Origin of the sequence: Massilia sp. TS11 (assembly GCF_022012445.1) — a bacterium.
Classification (GTDB): domain Bacteria; phylum Pseudomonadota; class Gammaproteobacteria; order Burkholderiales; family Burkholderiaceae_D; genus Telluria.
The window spans coordinates 342,133-358,884 of record NZ_JAKLTS010000001.1 but is presented as its reverse complement, the minus strand read 5'-3'; the positions used below and the strand labels follow the sequence as shown (position 1 = coordinate 358,884).

Annotated in this window: 10 protein-coding genes; 8 read left to right on the top strand and 2 right to left on the bottom strand. The window is 66.2% G+C overall.

Translation table 11 applies throughout. The features are described from left to right. The first annotated feature begins 2 nt into the window (after nucleotides 1-2). The 8 genes from LZ005_RS01580 to LZ005_RS01545 all read left to right on the top strand — a co-directional run bounded on the left by LZ005_RS01580 (nucleotide 3) and on the right by LZ005_RS01545 (nucleotide 7,860). Nucleotides 3-374 (top strand): EamA family transporter, encoded by a 372-nt coding sequence (locus tag LZ005_RS01580; RefSeq protein WP_237803986.1) that lies wholly within the window; start codon nucleotides 3-5, stop codon nucleotides 372-374. A gap of 53 nt (nucleotides 375-427) precedes the next feature. Next, nucleotides 428-1,561 (top strand): DegT/DnrJ/EryC1/StrS aminotransferase family protein, encoded by a 1,134-nt coding sequence (locus LZ005_RS01575; protein WP_237803984.1) that lies wholly within the window; start codon nucleotides 428-430, stop codon nucleotides 1,559-1,561. A 5-nt stretch (nucleotides 1,562-1,566) separates the two neighbouring features. Beyond that, nucleotides 1,567-2,538: a glycosyltransferase gene (locus LZ005_RS01570; RefSeq protein ID WP_237803982.1), complete on the top strand. Its 972-nt coding sequence runs from the start codon at nucleotides 1,567-1,569 to the stop codon at nucleotides 2,536-2,538. Continuing rightward, nucleotides 2,538-3,434 (top strand): formyltransferase, encoded by an 897-nt coding sequence (locus tag LZ005_RS01565; RefSeq protein WP_237803980.1) that lies wholly within the window; start codon nucleotides 2,538-2,540, stop codon nucleotides 3,432-3,434. Before LZ005_RS01570 ends, LZ005_RS01565 begins: the two co-directional genes overlap by 1 nt. A 15-nt stretch (nucleotides 3,435-3,449) precedes the next feature. After that, nucleotides 3,450-4,502, top strand: a complete 1,053-nt coding sequence (locus LZ005_RS01560) for a bifunctional UDP-4-keto-pentose/UDP-xylose synthase (RefSeq protein ID WP_237803978.1) — start codon at nucleotides 3,450-3,452, stop codon at nucleotides 4,500-4,502. Between the two features lie 2 nt (nucleotides 4,503-4,504). Continuing rightward, complete coding sequence (locus tag LZ005_RS01555) at nucleotides 4,505-5,434, top strand: xylanase (protein WP_373889287.1); 930 nt, start codon at nucleotides 4,505-4,507, stop codon at nucleotides 5,432-5,434. A gap of 15 nt (nucleotides 5,435-5,449) precedes the next feature. Continuing rightward, nucleotides 5,450-5,902: a peroxiredoxin gene (locus tag LZ005_RS01550; RefSeq protein WP_237803976.1), complete on the top strand. Its 453-nt coding sequence runs from the start codon at nucleotides 5,450-5,452 to the stop codon at nucleotides 5,900-5,902. 194 nt (nucleotides 5,903-6,096) lie between these two features. Next, entirely contained in the window at nucleotides 6,097-7,860 is a 1,764-nt protein-coding gene (locus LZ005_RS01545; RefSeq protein ID WP_237803974.1) for a PhoH family protein, read from the top strand. Between the two features lie 143 nt (nucleotides 7,861-8,003). Here LZ005_RS01545 and LZ005_RS01540 read toward each other — a convergent pair whose 3' ends face one another. Next, nucleotides 8,004-8,837 (bottom strand): FecR domain-containing protein, encoded by an 834-nt coding sequence (locus LZ005_RS01540; protein WP_237803972.1) that lies wholly within the window; start codon nucleotides 8,835-8,837, stop codon nucleotides 8,004-8,006. Then, a complete protein-coding gene (locus LZ005_RS01535) occupies nucleotides 8,806-16,746 on the bottom strand; it encodes an S-layer family protein (RefSeq protein WP_237803971.1) in 7,941 nt (2,646 codons plus the stop codon). Before LZ005_RS01535 ends, LZ005_RS01540 begins: the two co-directional genes overlap by 32 nt. Nucleotides 16,747-16,752 lie beyond the last annotated feature (6 nt).

Below are 16,752 nucleotides of genomic sequence, written 5' to 3'. Positions count from 1 at the left end.
CCATGAATCTGACCACTTTCGCTTTCATCCTGTCGGGCGTCCTGCTCAATGCCCTGGCCCAGCTGCTGCTGAAGGCCGGCACGAATGCCATCGGCGCCATCCATCTGACGGCCGAGAACTGGTGGCGCGTCGGCCTGCAGGTGGCGACCCAGCTGCCCATCATCGGCGGCCTGAGCTGCTATGTGATCTCGGTCGTGGTCTGGATCATCGGCCTCTCGCGCGTCGACGTGACGATCGCCTACCCCATGCTCTCGCTCGGCTATGTGGTGTCGGCCCTGGGCGCCTGGTGGTTCCTCGGCGAGATGATCTCGGCCCAGCGTCTGCTCGGCATCGGCGTGATCATCGTCGGCGTGGTCATCCTGACCCGCTCCTGAGGCGGCCGCCCCGTTTGTTAGAATACCGAGCAAAAAACACCCAGTGAGGCTCCATGTCCCTGCCCTTCCTTCCGTTCTCGCGCCCCACGATCGATGAAGAGACGATCGCGGCCGTCGGCGAGGTCCTGCGTTCCGGCTGGATCACCAGCGGTCCCAAAGTCCAGGCCTTCGAGGCCGCGCTGTCGGCCTATTTCGGCGGCCGTCCGGTGCGCACCTTCAATTCCGGCACCTGCACGATGGAGATCGCCCTGCGCATCGCCGGCATCGGTCCCGGCGACGAGGTGATCACCACCCCGATTTCCTGGGTCGCCACGGCGAATGTCATCATCGAAGTCGGCGCCACCCCGGTGTTTGCCGACATCGACCCGGTCACGCGCAATATCGACCTCGACCAGGTGGAAGCGGCGATCACCCCGCGCACCAAGGCCATCATTCCGGTCTATCTGTCCGGTCTGCCGGTCGACATGGACCGCCTGTATGCGATCGCCGCCAAGCACAAGCTGCGCGTGGTCGAAGATGCGGCCCAGGCGTTCGGCTCGCTGTGGAAAGGCCAGCGCATCGGCAGCTTCGGCGACTTCGTGTCCTTCTCCTTCCAGGCCAACAAGAACCTGACGACGGCCGAAGGCGGCTGCCTCGTGCTGAACAATGAAGACGAAGCCCGCCTGGCCGAGAAATACCGGCTGCAGGGCGTGACGCGCTCGGGCCTGGACGGCATCGATGTCGACGTCCTCGGCGGCAAATACAATATGACCGACGTGACCGCCGCCATCGGCCTCGGCCAGATGAAGGTGATCGACCAGGTCAATGCCCACCGCAAGGCCCTGGCCGAACACTATTTCCGCTGCTTCGGTCCGGACTTCGAAGCCCAGACCGGCGCCCAGCTGCCGCAGCCGGCCTTCGAGACCTCGAACTGGCACCTGTTCCAGATTATTCTGCCGGACCAGGGTCCGGGCACGCGCGCCCGCTTCATGGAGCGCATGAAGGCCGAGCACAATATCGGCCTCGGCTACCACTATGCGCCGATCCACCTGTTCACCATGTACCGCGAGCGCGGCTTCAAGGAAGGCATGTTCCCGGTGTCCGAGAAAATCGGCCGCCTGACCGTGACCCTGCCGATGTTCTATGCCATGACCCTGGCCGACGTCGAGCGCAGCGTCGCCGCCGTCAAGGCCGTTCTCGCCAGCTGATGCCCATGCAGACCACACCCGAAGTCTCCGTCGTCATCCCGGTCTACAACGAAGAGGCCGGCCTGGCGCGCCTGTTCGAGCGCCTCTATCCGGCCCTCGACGCGATGGACACCTCCTACGAAATCCTGTTCGTCAACGACGGCAGCCGTGACCGCTCGGCCCAGATCCTGGCCGACCAGTTCCGCGCCCGCCCCGACGTCACGCGCGTGGTTCTGTTCAATGGCAACTACGGCCAGCACATGGCGATTCTGGCCGGCTTCGAGCAGACCCGCGGCCAGATCGTGATCACGCTCGACGCCGACCTCCAGAACCCGCCCGAGGAAATCTTCAACCTCGTTAAGAAGATGCGCGAGGGCTATGACTACGTCGGCTCGATCCGCCGCAAGCGCCAGGATTCGGCCTGGCGCACCTATGCGTCCAAGGCCATGAACCGCGTACGCGAGAAGATCACGCGCATCAAGATCACCGACCAGGGCAATATGCTGCGCGCCTATGGCCGCAATGTGATCGACCTGATCAACCGCTGCACCGAGGTCAACACCTATGTGCCGGCGCTGGCCTACACCTTCGCGCGCAAGCCGACCGAAATCGTGGTCGAGCACGAGGAGCGCGCGGCCGGCGAATCGAAGTATTCGCTGTACAGCCTGATCCGCCTGAACTTCGACCTGGTGACCGGCTTCTCGCTGGTGCCGCTGCAGCTGATGTCGATGCTCGGCATGGCCATGTCGGGCGCCTCGGCGGCCCTGGTGGTGCTACTGCTGGTGCGCCGCTTCGTGCTCGGGGCCGAGGCCGAGGGCCTGTTCACGCTGTTTGCGATCACCTTCCTGTTCATGGGCATCATCCTGTTCGGCATCGGCCTGCTCGGCGAATACGTCGGCCGCATCTACCAGCAGGTACGCGCGCGGCCGCGCTATGTGGTGCAGACCGTGCTGCAGCAGGGCGGCCCCGAGGACGAGCCCTTCGAGGCGGTGCGCTGATGGCGCGCGCGATCGTCTTCGCCTACCACAATGTGGGGGTGCGCTGCCTGAAGGTGCTGCTGGCCGGCGGGGTCGACGTGGCCCTGGTCGTCACCCATGAGGACAATGCGGCCGAGAACATCTGGTTCGAGTCCGTGATCAGCCTGTGCCAGACCGAAGGCATCCCCTACATCACCCCGGCCGACGCCAAGTCGCCCGAACTGCTGGCCCAGCTGGCGGCGCTGCGCCCGGACCTGATGTTCAGCTTCTACTACCGGCATATGCTGCCCCAGGCCGTGCTCGACCTGGCCCCGGCCTTCAATATGCACGGCTCGCTGCTGCCGCAATTCCGCGGGCGCGCCCCGGTCAACTGGGCGGTGCTGCATGGGGCCACGGAAACCGGCGCCACCCTGCACGAGATGACGGCCAAGCCCGACGCCGGCGCCATCGTGGCCCAGACGGCCGTGCCGATCCTGCCCGACGACACCGCCCACGAAGTGTTCGGCAAGGTCCAGGTGGCGGCCGAGCAGACCCTGTGGCGCATCCTGCCGTCCCTGCTGGCCGGCACCGCCCCGCGCCTCAACAATGACCTGCGCCAGGGCGGCTATTTCGGCGGACGCAAGCCCGAGGACGGCCGCATCGACTGGACCCAGCCGGCCCAGCAGGTGTACAACCTGCACCGCGCCGTCGCCCCGCCCTACCCGGGCGCCTTCTGCGAACTGGGCGGCGTCCGTTATGTTATTGAAAGAGCAAGACTTTCGCGCCAGCCGGCCGCCGGTTTGCCACTTGGCTTGGCTGTGGTGGATAATTGCATCTTTGGTGTGTGCGGCGATGGCCGCATGCTGGCAATTCACAGCCTGCTCGCCGATGGCGATCCCATCAGCCCGCAAGACCTGGCCCTGCGCCTGAACAATTAAGCAGAGAACATCCCCATGAAAAAAGTCCTCATCCTCGGCGTGAACGGTTTTATCGGCCACCACCTGTCCAAGCGCATCCTCGAAACCACCGACTGGCATGTGTATGGCATGGACATGCAGTCCGACCGCATCGGCGAGCTGCTCGAGAACGAGGCCTACAAGTCGCGCATGCACTACTTCGAGGGCGACATCACGATCAACAAGGAATGGGTCGAATACCACGTCAAGAAGTGCGACGTGATCCTGCCCCTGGTCGCGATCGCCACCCCGTCGACCTATGTCAAGCAGCCGCTGCGCGTGTTCGAACTGGACTTCGAAGCGAATCTGCCGATCGTGCGCTCGGCCCACAAATACGGCAAGCACCTGGTCTTCCCCTCGACCTCGGAAGTGTATGGCATGTGCCATGACGAGGAATTCGATCCGGAAGAATCCGAGCTGATCTGCGGCCCGATCAACAAGCCGCGCTGGATCTACTCGTGCGCCAAGCAGCTGATGGACCGCGTGATCTGGGGCTATGGCATGGAAGGCCTGAACTTCACGCTGTTCCGTCCGTTTAACTGGATCGGCGCCGGCCTCGACTCGATCCACACGCCGAAGGAAGGTTCCTCGCGCGTGGTGACCCAGTTCTTCGGCCACATCGTGCGCGGCGAAACCATCTCGCTGGTCGACGGCGGCCACCAGAAGCGCGCCTTCACCTACATCGACGACGGCATCGACGCCCTGGTGCGCATCATCGCCAACCAGGACGGCAAGGCCAGCGGCAAGATCTACAACATCGGCAACCCGGCCAATAACTACTCGATCCGCGATCTGGCCCAGATGATGCTGAGCCTGGCCGCCGAGTACCCGGAATACGCCGAGGGCGCCAAGCAGGTCAAGATCGTCGAGACCACCTCGGGCGCCTACTACGGCGCCGGCTACCAGGACGTGAAGAACCGCGTGCCGAAGATCACCAATACCATGGAAGAACTCGGCTGGGCGCCGAGCACCACCATGCAGGACGCGCTGCGCCACATCTTCGACGCCTACCGCAGCCACGTGGTCGACGCCAAAGCCCTGATGGACTGAGCTTGGGCCCACTCCTCGTCCTGAAAATCGACGTCGACACCTTCCGCGGCACGCGCGAAGGGGTCGCCCAACTGGTGCGCCTGCTGCAGGCCCAGGGCGCGCAGGCGAGCTTCCTGTTTTCGCTCGGCCCCGATCACACGGGCTGGGCGATGAAGCGCGTGTTCCGTCCCGGCTTTTTCTCCAAGGTCTCGCGCACCTCGGTGGTCGAGCACTACGGCATCAAGACCCTGCTCTACGGCACCCTGCTGCCGGCGCCCGACATCGGCAAGGATGCGGCCGCCGCGATGCGCGCCGTGCAGACGGCCGGCTTCGAATGCGGAATCCACACCTGGGACCACGTGGTCTGGCAGGACCATGTGCGCACCCATGATGCGGCCTGGACCCAGCGCCAGATGCGCCGCGCGGCCCAGCGTTTCGCCGAGGTGTTCGGCACGCCCGCGCGCACCCATGGCGCGGCCGGCTGGCAGATGAATCCGCATGCGTTTGCCGAGCACGACGCGGCCGGCTATGCCTATGCCTCGGACGGACGGGCGCGCCTGCTGGCGAACGGGGCGCTGGCCGATCCGGCCGCCGGTCCGCACCGCCTGAGCGGCCTGCGCCATATCCAGATGCCGACCACCCTGCCGACGCTCGATGAACTGCTGGGGCGCAGCATCGACGGCGTGACGATCACGCCGGCGAATGTCGCCCAGCATCTGCTGAAACTGACGGCGGGCGCCACGCGCGACCATGTCTACACCCTGCACGCCGAACTCGAAGGCCAGAAACTGGCACCCGTGTTCACGGCCCTGCTGCAGGGCTGGCAGGCGCAGGGCTACCGCCTGGCCTCGATGGCCGACTACTACGACAAACTGAAAGACCAGGACCTGCCGGAACTGCCGATCAGCTGGGGCGAACTGCCCGGGCGTTCGGGCGAACTGATCGTGTCCTGAACCGACGGAGCCGAGATGACCAAGATCGCCAACTTCAGCGCCCCGATGACCGGTGGCCAGACTTTTGAACTGCAGGGCCGCCCGGCGCGCCTGACCGTGCTGTACTTCTACCCGAAGGACAACACGCCCGGCTGCACGACCGAATCGATGGCCTTTCGCGACGCCTACGCCGAGTTTCAGGCGGCCGGCGCCGAGATCTATGGCATCAGCCGCGACTCGCTGAAGTCGCATGAAAACTTCAAAGCCAAACTCGGCCTGCCCTTCGAGCTGATCTCGGACCCGGACGAAGCGCTGTGCACCCAGTTCGCTGTCATGAAGATGAAGAACATGTATGGTAAACAAGTCCGTGGGATCGAGCGCAGCACGTTTGTGATTGACGCTGGCGGCAAATTGGTGAAAGAATGGCGTGGCGTGAAGGTTCCGAATCACGTCAACGAAGTGCTGGAATTTGTAGCGAGCCAGCCCTGAGCAAACGCCTGGCTCGATACACAGATCAACCCACTTTGGATTTGTGCCATTGAGTCACCGCTGCTTTTTCGTTGTCCCTCCTCCAGGCGGCCTGCCGTCACGGCGAGCATCCCCGTCACGACCAGCGCCTGCTGGCAGCCTCGAAGTGTCCCCGCAGTTCCCCCCTTCCCCCGCTTTTTGAGATCGAGATCGAGATGCCACTTCCGAAATTGCCCACCAAACCTGGAACCCTGTTACTCGAAGAAGACTATCCGGTGGCGACCGCCACCCCCGCTGTGAAGCCGTCCGCCAAGGCGCCGGCTGCGAAAGCGCTCAAGGGCGCGAACAAGGTGGCCGCCGCCGCGGCCGAAGTAACGGCCCTGGCCAAGAGCGGCGCCGCCGCCCTGCTGGAAGCGCCGAAGAAGCCGGCCGCCAAACGTGCCAAGGCCGAGCCCGCGCCGACTCCGGTACCGGCACCCGTGGCCGCCAAGTCCGCGCCCCAGCGCGCCGCCTCGGCCAAGGGGCACGACACGGGCGTCAAATCCTCGACCAGCCGCGCGGCCGACAAGGCCGGCGTCAGCAAGATGTTCGTGCTCGACACGAATGTGCTGATGCACGATCCGTCCTCGCTGTTCCGCTTTGAGGAGCACGATGTCTTCCTGCCCATGATGACGCTGGAAGAGCTCGACAACCACAAGAAAGGCATGTCCGAAGTGGCCCGCAATGCGCGTCAGGTGTCGCGCACGCTGGATGCCCTTGTCGCTGGCACCGACGACGGTGCGATCGACCAGGGTATCCCGCTGAACAAGCTGGGCAACAAGGACGCCAAGGGCCGCCTGTATTTCCAGACGCGCCTGCAGCATATCCGCCTGCCCGAGGGTCTGCCCCAGGGCAAGGCCGACAACCAGATTCTGGGCGTCGTGCGCGCGCTCGAGGACGAGTATCCGAATCGCCCGATCGTGCTGGTGTCGAAGGACATCAATATGCGCATCAAGGCGCGCGCCCTGGGCCTGCCGGCCGAAGACTATTTCAATGACCATGTGCTGGAAGACACGGACCTGCTGTATTCGGGCATCGTCCAGCTGCCCGATGATTTCTGGACCAAGCACGGCAAGGACCTGGAATCCTGGCAGGAAAGCCGCAATGGCATGACCTCGACCTTCTACCGCGTGACCGGGCCCTTCATCCCAAGCCTGCTCGTGAACGAATTCGTCTACCTCGAACCGAAGAATGGCGAGGCCTCGTTCTACGGCCAGGTCAAGCAGATCAATGGCAAGACGGCCGTATTCCAGACCCTGCGCGACTACAGCCACGGCAAGAACGCCGTCTGGGGCGTGACCGCGCGCAACCGCGAGCAGAACTTCGCCCTCAATCTGCTGATGAATCCCGAGTGCGATTTCGTCACCCTGCTCGGCCAGGCCGGTACCGGCAAGACCCTGCTGGCCCTGGCGGCCGGTCTGTCGCAGGTGCTCGAAACCAAGCTCTACAACGAGATCATCGTCACCCGCGTGACCGTGCCCGTGGGCGAAGACATCGGCTTCCTGCCCGGCACCGAGGAAGAGAAGATGTCGCCGTGGATGGGCGCCTTCGACGACAACCTCGAGGTGCTCAACAAGTCGGATGGCGAAGGCGGCGAATGGGGGCGCGCGGCGACTCAGGACCTGATCCGCTCGCGCATCAAGATCAAGTCGCTCAACTTCATGCGCGGCCGCACCTTCGTCAACAAGTTCCTGATCATCGACGAGGCCCAGAACCTGACGCCGAAGCAGATCAAGACCCTGGTCACGCGCGCCGGCCCCGGCACCAAGATCCTCTGCCTGGGCAATATCGCCCAGATCGACACGCCCTATCTGACCGAAGGCTCGAGCGGCCTGACCTACGTGGTCGACCGCTTCAAGGGCTGGTCGCATTCGGGCCATGTGACGCTGGCGCGCGGCGAGCGATCGCGCCTGGCCGACCATGCGAGCGAAGTGCTGTAAGCCCAGCCCCCGCGCAAAGCAAAACCGGCCCCCGGGCCGGTTTTTTTCCCCACAAACAAATCGGGGTCAGACCCCATTTTTCTTGAGAGAAAAATGGGGTCTGACCCCGATTTGTTTGTGGGGCAAGGGTTTGTGTGCTGGCCTTAGCGCACTTCGCAGTCGACGCCTTGCTTGCCGCCCGACTTGTTGCTGCTGTTCTGGCCGGGGCTGGAATTGAACGAGGGCGGCGGATTGAACTGCAGGCCCGGATTCGAGGGCACGATCACCGGCGGTTGGTTGATGCTCGGCGTGTAACCGAACTGGCCGGCATTGAAGTTCTGCGTGCCGCCGCGGTTGGTCAGGCTGATCGCCCCATCAAACACGCCCACATGCAGGCCCGGCGGCAGCCCTCCCGAGGGCGGCGGATTGGCCTGGGCCAGCTGGAGCGGCACCACGCCGGCTGGCAGCTGGTCGCCGTTCATCGCGACGCTGGCCCGCAGCCAGTTCTGCAGCGCCGCCGTGGCGGTCGCTTCGCCCGGGATGAAGTCGGCCGTGAAGGTGGTGCCGCGGATACCGATCGTCGCCGCCGGCGTCTTCATCGCGAACTTCTCCTTGTTGCGCTTGCCGAGCGCGCCCGTCACCGACCGCAAGCCTCCCTTGATCAGGTTGAAGGCCGCGCTGTCGGCGTCGGGCTTGCCGGCGTCGTAGGCGAAGTTCTCGACCTTGAAGGTGGTGGCCGGCTTGAGCGTGATCTCGCTGTTGTCGACAAATTTCACCTGGGCGTAGGTGTTCTTCTCGGTCACCAGGGTGTCGCCTTCCTCGACCTCGGACTTCACCGTCAGGATCTTGGCGGTGCCGTCGGCCTTCTTCGCCAGCAAGGGGCCGGACAGGCGCGTGATCGTTCCGGCCACCTGGGCCGCCAGCGCGAGCTGCGTCAGCAGGGCCGCTGCCAGGAAGATCAGGGCTTTAGTTGCAGTAGTTCTTTTTCGGAGGTTCATTTTTCTTTCCTTCATCCTTCTTGTCGCCGTCTTTCTTCTCGTCCTTCTTCTCGTCTTTCTTCTCGTCCTTCTTCTCCTCGGATTTCTTCTCCTCGGGTTTGCTGTCGCTGGACTTGTTGTCAGACGAGGACGAGCTGCTGCTGGAACTGTCGCTCGACTTGCTATCGCTCGGCGTAGTCGACTGCGCCGCCGGGCCGCTGCTCGTGCTGTCCGAACTGGACGAGCTGCTGCTGGAACTGGAACTGCTGCTCGAACTGCTGGTGCTGCCGGTGCCGCCCGTGCTGCTGCCACTGGTGCCACCGCCGCCGCCGCTACCGCCGCTGCTGCTCGTGCTGCTCGTGCTACTACTGCTGCTGCCGCTGCTGCTACTGCTGCCACTGCTGCTACTGGTCGACTTGACCACCGGCGTCGAGCTCAGGCTCGGCGTCGAGGTCGGGCTGGTGACCTTGGCGGCATTGCTGCTCGAGCTCGTCGAATTGGTGATGATGTTGACCGTGTTCGAGACAGCCTCAGCCACCGGCGTGGTCGGATTGCTGGTCGGCGGCAGCACGAAGTCGCAGGCCGGCAAGCTCGGCGTGAGCGTACATTGGGCCACGGTCGGCAGCACCACCGAGCAGCCGAGCTGGCTCGAATTGGCCACGCACGAGGACAGGCTGGGCAGAACCGCCGAGCAGCCGGGCGTGCTCGGCGCCAGGATACAGGCGGCCAGCGAGGGCAGCACGACGCTGCAACCCGGCGTGCTCGGCGCGCTGGTACAGGCGCTGATCGTCGGCAGGACGGCCGTACAGCCGGCCGTGCTCGGACGGCTCGTACAGGTCGCCAGGGTCGGCAGCACGGCCGAGCAGCCTGCCGTGGCCGGCGCGGACGTACAAGCGGTCAGGCTCGGCAGCACCGCCGAGCAGCCCGGGGTGCTCGGGCTGGCGATACAGGCGTTCAGGCTGGGCAGCACGGCCGAGCAGCCCGGGGTGGCGGGGCTGCTGGTACAGGCCGCAATGCTCGGCAGCACAGCCACGCAGCCCGGCGTCGACGGGCTGCTGATACAGGCAGCCAGGCTCGGCAGAATCACATTACAGCCGGTCGTGCTCGGCGCGGCCACGCAGGTGCTCAGGCTCGGCAGCACTGCGGTACAGCCGGGCGCGCTCGGATTCGATACGCACTGGCTCAGGCTCGGCAGTACAGCCACGCAACCCGGCGCCGTCGGTTCGGCGATACAGGTCGACAGGCTGGGCAGGACCGAGGCGCAGCCGTTCAGATTCGGATTGCTCACGCACTGGCTGATGCTCGGCAGCACGGCCTCGCAGCCAGGCAGGCTCGGATTGTTGACGCAGCTGCTGAAGCTGGGCAGGACCACCGAGCAGCCCTGCTGGCCCGGATTGGCGACGCAGCTTGCCACGCTCGGCAGCACGGCGCTGCAGCCAGGCTGACCCGGATTGGCGATACAGGTCGTCAGGCTCGGCAGCACAACGCTACAGCCCGGCGTACTCGGCGCGGTGGTACAGGCGCTCAGGCTGGGCAGCACGGCCGAGCAGCCCGGGGTGCTCGGTGCGGCCACGCAGCTGGCCACACTCGGCAGCACAACCGTACAGCCCGGCGCCGACGGGTTGCTGATACAGGCCTGCAGCGTCGGCAGCACAGCCGTACAGCCGTTCGTGTTCGGATTGGCGACGCAGATGCTGATGCTCGGCAGCACGGCCGAGCAGCCCGGGGCCGAGGGCGTGCCGATACAAGTGGTCAGGCTCGGCAGCACGGCGCTGCAACCGGCCGTGCTCGGCGCGGCGGTACAGGCGTCCAGGGTCGGCAGCACGGCCGAACAACCCGGCGTGCTCGGCGTGGTCGTACACAAGGCCAGGCTCGGCAGCACGGCTTCGCAGCCGGCCAACTTCGGATTGGTCGTGCAATTGGCCAGGGTCGGCAGCACGACCGAGCAACCCGGCGTGGTCGGGCTGGCCTGACAGGCCGCCAGGGTCGGCAGCACGGCCGAGCAACCCGGCGTGGCCGAATTGGCGATACAGGCGGCCAGGGTCGGCAGCACGACCGCGCAACCCGGGGTGGTCGGCGCGGCGGTACAGGCGGCCAGGCTCGGCAGCACGACCGAGCAACCCGGCGTGGTCGGCGCGGCGATACAGGCGGACAGGGTCGGCAGCACGGCCGAGCAGCCCGGCGTCGTCGGCGCGCTGGTACAGGTGGCGACCGACGGCAGCACAGCCGAGCAGCCCGGCGTGGTCGGGGCAGCGGTACAGGTGGCGACCGAAGGCAGCACAGCCGAGCAGCCCGGCGTGGTCGGGGCAGAGGTACAGGTGGCGACCGAGGGCAGCACGGCCGAGCAACCCGGCGTGCTCGGCGCGGAGGTACAGGTGGCGATCGAGGGCAGCACGGCCGAACAGCCCGGCGTACTCGGCGTGGCCGTACACGCGGCCACGCTCGGCAGCACTACCGAACAACCCGGCGTGGTCGGTGCGCTGGTACAGGCGGCGATCGAAGGCAACACGGCCGCACAGCCCGGCGTCGTGGGCGCGGCAATACAGGCATTCAGCGAGGGCAGCACCACGGAACAGCCCGGCGTGGTCGGCGCGCTGGTACAGGTGGCGACCGAGGGCAGCACGGCCGAGCAGCCAGGCGTGGCCGGTGCAGCGGTACAAGTGCCGACCGAGGGCAGCACGGCCGAGCAGCCGGCGGTGGTCGGTGCGGCCGTACAGGCGGCGATCGAGGGCAGCACAGCCGAACAGCCAGCAGTGGCCGGCGCGGCGGTACAGGTGGCGATGGACGGCAGCACGGCCGAACAGCCCGGCGTGGTCGGTGCGGTGGTACACGTGGCCACGCTCGGCAGCACAACCGTACAACCAGGCGTACTCGGCGCCGTGGTACAGGTGGCCACGCTCGGCAGCACGGCCGAGCAACCGGCCGTGTTCGGCGCGGCGATACAGCTATTGAGCGAGGGCAGCACGGCCGAACAGCCAGGGGTGCTCGGATCGGTCGTACAGGCAGTCAGCGTCGGCAGCACCACCGAGCAGCCAGTCGTGCTCGGCGCGGCGATACAAGCGTTCAGCGTCGGCAGCACCACCGAGCAGCCAGCCGTGCTCGGCGCGGCGATACAGGCGTTCAGCGTCGGCAGCACCACCGAGCAGCCAGCCGTGCTCGGCGCGGCGATACAGGCGTTCAGCGTCGGCAGCACCACCGAGCAACCGGCCGTGCTCGGCGCGGCGATACAGGCGTTCAGCGTCGGCAGCACCACCGAGCAACCGGCCGTGCTCGGCGCGGCGATACAGGCGTTCAGCGTCGGCAGCACCACCGAGCAGCCGGCCGTGCTCGGCGCGGCGATACAGGCGTTAAGCGTCGGCAGCACCTGCGAGCAGCCGCTCAGGCTGGGGTTGGCGATACATTGATTGAGCGTCGGCAGATTCAGGTTCCCGCTCTGGTTGATCGTGCCGCTGGTCGTCACCGTTCCGGGCGCGGCCGTGATGCCCGAACCGGCCACCAGATTGATCGGGCCGCTCGTCGAGCTGACCTGGGCGCCGCTGGCGATGGTCAGGGTGTCGGTCGTCGCGCCCTGCCCCGTGCTTGAAGCTTCGAGCGTGATGCTGCCCGTGGTGGTGGTGACGCGGCCGGTGGCGCTGACGGCCAGCGGGCTGTGCGCCTTGACGCTGACCGCCCCGGCCTGGCCCGAGACCGTGCCATTGATGGTGGTGGTGCCGTAGTTGTCGATCTTGATCGGACCGTCATTGGCCGTGCCGAGCTGGGCCACATTGCCCACGCTCAGGGCGGCCGGCGTGCCGGTCCCATTATTCGTGATCGCGATCGCGCTGGTGCTGTTGGGTGCGTTGTTGGCCGCGCTCAGGCTGGCCACGCGCGTCTGCACCGGGGCAGCCAGCGAACCGATCCCGGCGGTGGCGCTCAGATTGGCATAGGTACCCGTGATCAGGCCGCTGCCGCTGATCGCCCCCGCATGGGCATTGATATTCGAGCCGCCCGCCGTATTGGTGATGGCGCCATTCAGATTGACGGCGGTGCCGGCGCTGATGTCGATACTGGCCGCGGCAATGGCCGCGTTCACATTGACCACGCCCTGGTTGTTCGGCGTCTGCAGCAAGGCATAGCCGCCGAAGCTGACCGGCGCGTTGATGTTGATCTCGTTACTCGAGTACAGCATCAGGTCCCCGGTGGCGCTCGGGGCCGACATCGCCCCATTCACATAGGTCTTGCCGCTGCCATAGCTGCCGATGAACAGGCCGCTATGAATCGAGGTCAGATTGTCCAGGCTGAGATTGACGGCATTGGCCACCGGCGTGGCGGCGCCGAGCACGATGTCGCGGCTGAAGGTCACAATCCCCACGCCACCCTCGCTGCCGGTCGCGGTGATCGACTGGCCGCCCAGGGCCGAACCGAGGTTCATGGCCCCGGCCGTCAGCTGGATGTCGCTGGCCGAGATCGTCGAGGTGTTGATCAGGGTGCCGGTATTGGTCGTGTACAGAATCAGTTCATTCGGCGTACTCAGCGGTGCGTTCACCGCGATATCGCCCTGGCTGAACAGGCGCAGCTGGCCGATGCCGCTCGTGCTACCCAGGTCGAGCGCACTGGCCACCGTCACCGGGGCCGTTATCGAGGTCGCGCCGATGCTCAGCTGCGGCGTGCTCAGGGTCTTCAGCGTGGTCGTGTTCAGGCCCAGCGAACTGGTGCTGGCGGTGTTGACCGTGCTGCCCAGCAGGATCGGCAAGCTCGAGGTCAGCGGATACAGGTCGATGTCGCCGGTGATCGTATTGGTGCCAAAGGTACGCGTGGTGGCCGTCAGCGCGGCCGAGGTCTCGAAGCGGATCTGGTCGCTGCGCACGAAGATGCGGTTGCCGTTCACGCGCGCGCCGTTCGACACGGTCACATAGCCGGTGCCGGCCTGGCTGCTGTACAGGCCGACATCACCGGTCGAGGTCACGGTGGCCGTGTTGATCGGCGTGCTCTCGGTGCCCGTCACCGGATTGCCGATCTGGATCATCTTGGCGTTCAGGTTGAGCGTGCCATTCGCGACCGAGACCGGCTGCGTCACACTCAGCAGATTGCCCGACACGACCTGCATCGTGCTGCTCGTGGTGCCGCCGGTCATGCTCAGCCCCTGGCTGCCGACACCGATATTCAGGTCGTTACTGTTATAGAAGAACAGGCCGCCGACGGCGCTGCCGGCCAGGTTGCTCACCTGGTTGCCGGCGTTCATATTCATGCTGCCGCCGGCCGTGGCCACCAGATTCGGGGCGATGACGGCCGAAGTCGACGTGAGGTTGCCGGTGGTGGTCAGATTGACCTGGGTCGGGCTCGAAATGCCCGACTGGGTGCCGACCGCCTGCACGGCCAGATTGCCGGTGTTATTGAAGCTGAAGGCCCCGCTCGAGCTCACGCCGGCCAGCGCCGGCACGCTATTGCTGCCGCTCAGGTTGACGGCGCTGCCCTTGGCGACCAGGCTGCCGGCGGTAATCGCCCCGCTGCCATTGATCGCATTGCGGTCGCTCGTCAGTTCCAGACGGCCGGGCAGGCTCAGGCTCTGGTCGAGCGTCAGCGTGCCGGTGCCGCTAGTGATGGCCAGGGCCTGGGACACATTCGAACTGGTCAGGCTGAGCGCGCCGCCCATGCTAACCGCGCCAGCCTGGCCGGCATTGCCGCCGATGCTCAGCTTGGCCGTGCTGATGGTCGACAGCTCGGCCTGGCTGAGGCCGAGCACGCCGGTCGCGTCCAGCGCGCTGCCGCCGAGCAGGATCTGGGTGCTGCTATTGGCCGGCATCAGCTGCACGGCATTGGTCGCCTGCACGCTGCCGCCGAGACGCATCGCATCGGCGCGCACCACCACGCTATTGGTCGCGCTGACCTGGGCGGCGCCATACACGGTGACCATGCCGCTGCCGTAGAGGCCGAGCAGGATGTTCGAGTTCGCGGCCGTCGAACGCAGCATATTGCTCAGCGCAATCCCGCCGCTCGTCTCGAGCACGATGTTCGGGATATTCGCCGTGTCAAAATTCTGGCTGGTGGTGATATTGCCGGTGACGGCGCTGCTGCCGATATTCAGTTCGGGCGCATAGATCCGGCCCAGGCTGCTGCTGCTCAGCGCCAGGTTGGACCCCGTCCCGGTGCCGATGTCGATCCCGCGCGAATTGGTGAAGGGCACGATCGAGACCACGCCGGTCGAGGCCGTCACATTCGCGCCCAGGCTCAGGTTATCGGCCATCAGGTCGACGCCGACGCTGCCCGTCAGGCCGCCGCTCACCAGATTCAGCTGACCGTTGGCGGCGTTCGCACGCGCATCGATGTAATTGGCGTTGACGACATTGTTCAGGCTCAGGCTGGCGCCGCTGAGGAAGACCGAACCGCTGCCCGTCGACACCGAGCCGTTCAGGGTCAGCACGCCGCTGCCGCTGCGGCTGGGCGCGCTCGCATCATTGGCCGACAGGGTGACGTTGCCGCCGTTCGTCGTAATGCCAGCCGACACGGTCAGATTATTCCCCGCGCGCAGCACCAGGCCGGCGTTGGCCGCCGTCATGTTGACGCCGCTATTCAGGGTCAGGTCGTGCTGCGCATACAGGGTCAGATAGCTCGACGCGCTGTTGATCAGACTCGGATTGATGGTCGTGGTGCCGGTCGGCGTGCCGCCCGTGTAGCTCTGGCCGTCGGCCAGATTATTGCTGCCGGTGCTGTCGATCACCAGGTCATACGGGTCGATCAGCCAGCTGGCGCGCTGGCCGGCCGGCGCATTGCCGTCGACGCTGATGCCTGCCAGGTCGAGCCAGTGGCCCGAGGTTTCGATCAGACCGCCATTGCCGCCGCGCGCACCGCCGCGCGCCGACAGCTGGCCGGCCACGCGCGTGGCCCCGTCCGACCAGACGATCAGCTTGCCGCCGTCACCCTGGCCGGTCGCATCGGCGCGCAGTTCGGCGCTGGCGCCGACCGTGGTGCTGGCCGCGTTCTGCACGGCCGCATTCGCGCCTTGATAATCGCCGCCGATCAGGATGCTGCCGCCGCCGCGCACGCCGCTGGCGTCGACCTTGCCATCGACGCGCACACTGTCGCCCAGCACGCTGATGGCGCCGCCCTGCCCGGCGCCGGTGGCGCTGGTGCTGGAGCCGGCCGCCAGCTCGCTGCTGCGGCTGGCCTTGAGCAGAATCTTGCCGTTTTCGCCGACCACGGCGCTATTGGCATTGACCACGCCGCGCTGGCTGACCAGCGCGCCGAAGATGCCGACCTTGCCGCCGGCGGCGATCACCTGGCCCAGGTTGACAGCCTGATGGGTCGGCGCCGAGACCACCACCTGCAGCTCGGGATCGGACGAGTCCACCAGGCGCACCTGATGGCCGGCCGCCAGCACCACCTCGCCCTGGGGACTGGTAATGATGCCGCTGTTGTCGACGTTCGGGGCGATCAGGAAAACCTTGCCGCCGCTGGGCGTGCTGATCGCGCCCTGGTTCTGCACATTGCCGGCCGTGGCGCCGGCCGTGAACTGCTTGCGTCCGGCCAGAAAGTCGGCGTCGCTCAGATGCAGGGTCGAGGCCACCAGGCCGTTGACATCGACCTGGGCGCCGGCGCCGAACACGATGCCGTTCGGATTGATCAGGAAAACCTTGCCGTTCGATTGGAGGGCGCCGAGGATGCGGCTCGGGTCCTGGCCGAGAATGCGGTTGAGCACGGCGCTGTCGCCGTTCTGCTGAACGAAGCGCGTCACTTCACCCGGATTGACCGAGAAGCTCTGCCAATTGATGATGGTGTTCGGCGTATTGGTGATCGTGAAGACATTGCCCTGCTGGGCAAAGCTCGCCTGCCCCGCCACCACGGTCGGCGCCGTCGGACTGGCCAGCGCCGCGCCAAAGGCCAGCGCCAGCAGCGCCGGCAGGAATCGGCGCTGCCCCCAGGCGATGGCACGCGCGCGCTTATCTGTGTTCATTTTTCT

Coding starts and splice junctions, on each gene's coding strand:
- LZ005_RS01580 (WP_237803986.1), top strand. CDS start 3: ATGAATCTGACCACTTTCGCTTTCATCCTGTCGGGCGTCCTGCTCAAT.
- LZ005_RS01575 (WP_237803984.1), top strand. CDS start 428: ATGTCCCTGCCCTTCCTTCCGTTCTCGCGCCCCACGATCGATGAAGAG.
- LZ005_RS01570 (WP_237803982.1), top strand. CDS start 1,567: ATGCAGACCACACCCGAAGTCTCCGTCGTCATCCCGGTCTACAACGAA.
- LZ005_RS01565 (WP_237803980.1), top strand. CDS start 2,538: ATGGCGCGCGCGATCGTCTTCGCCTACCACAATGTGGGGGTGCGCTGC.
- LZ005_RS01560 (WP_237803978.1), top strand. CDS start 3,450: ATGAAAAAAGTCCTCATCCTCGGCGTGAACGGTTTTATCGGCCACCAC.
- LZ005_RS01550 (WP_237803976.1), top strand. CDS start 5,450: ATGACCAAGATCGCCAACTTCAGCGCCCCGATGACCGGTGGCCAGACT.
- LZ005_RS01545 (WP_237803974.1), top strand. CDS start 6,097: ATGCCACTTCCGAAATTGCCCACCAAACCTGGAACCCTGTTACTCGAA.
- LZ005_RS01540 (WP_237803972.1), bottom strand. CDS start 8,837: ATGAACCTCCGAAAAAGAACTACTGCAACTAAAGCCCTGATCTTCCTG.
- LZ005_RS01535 (WP_237803971.1), bottom strand. CDS start 16,746: ATGAACACAGATAAGCGCGCGCGTGCCATCGCCTGGGGGCAGCGCCGA.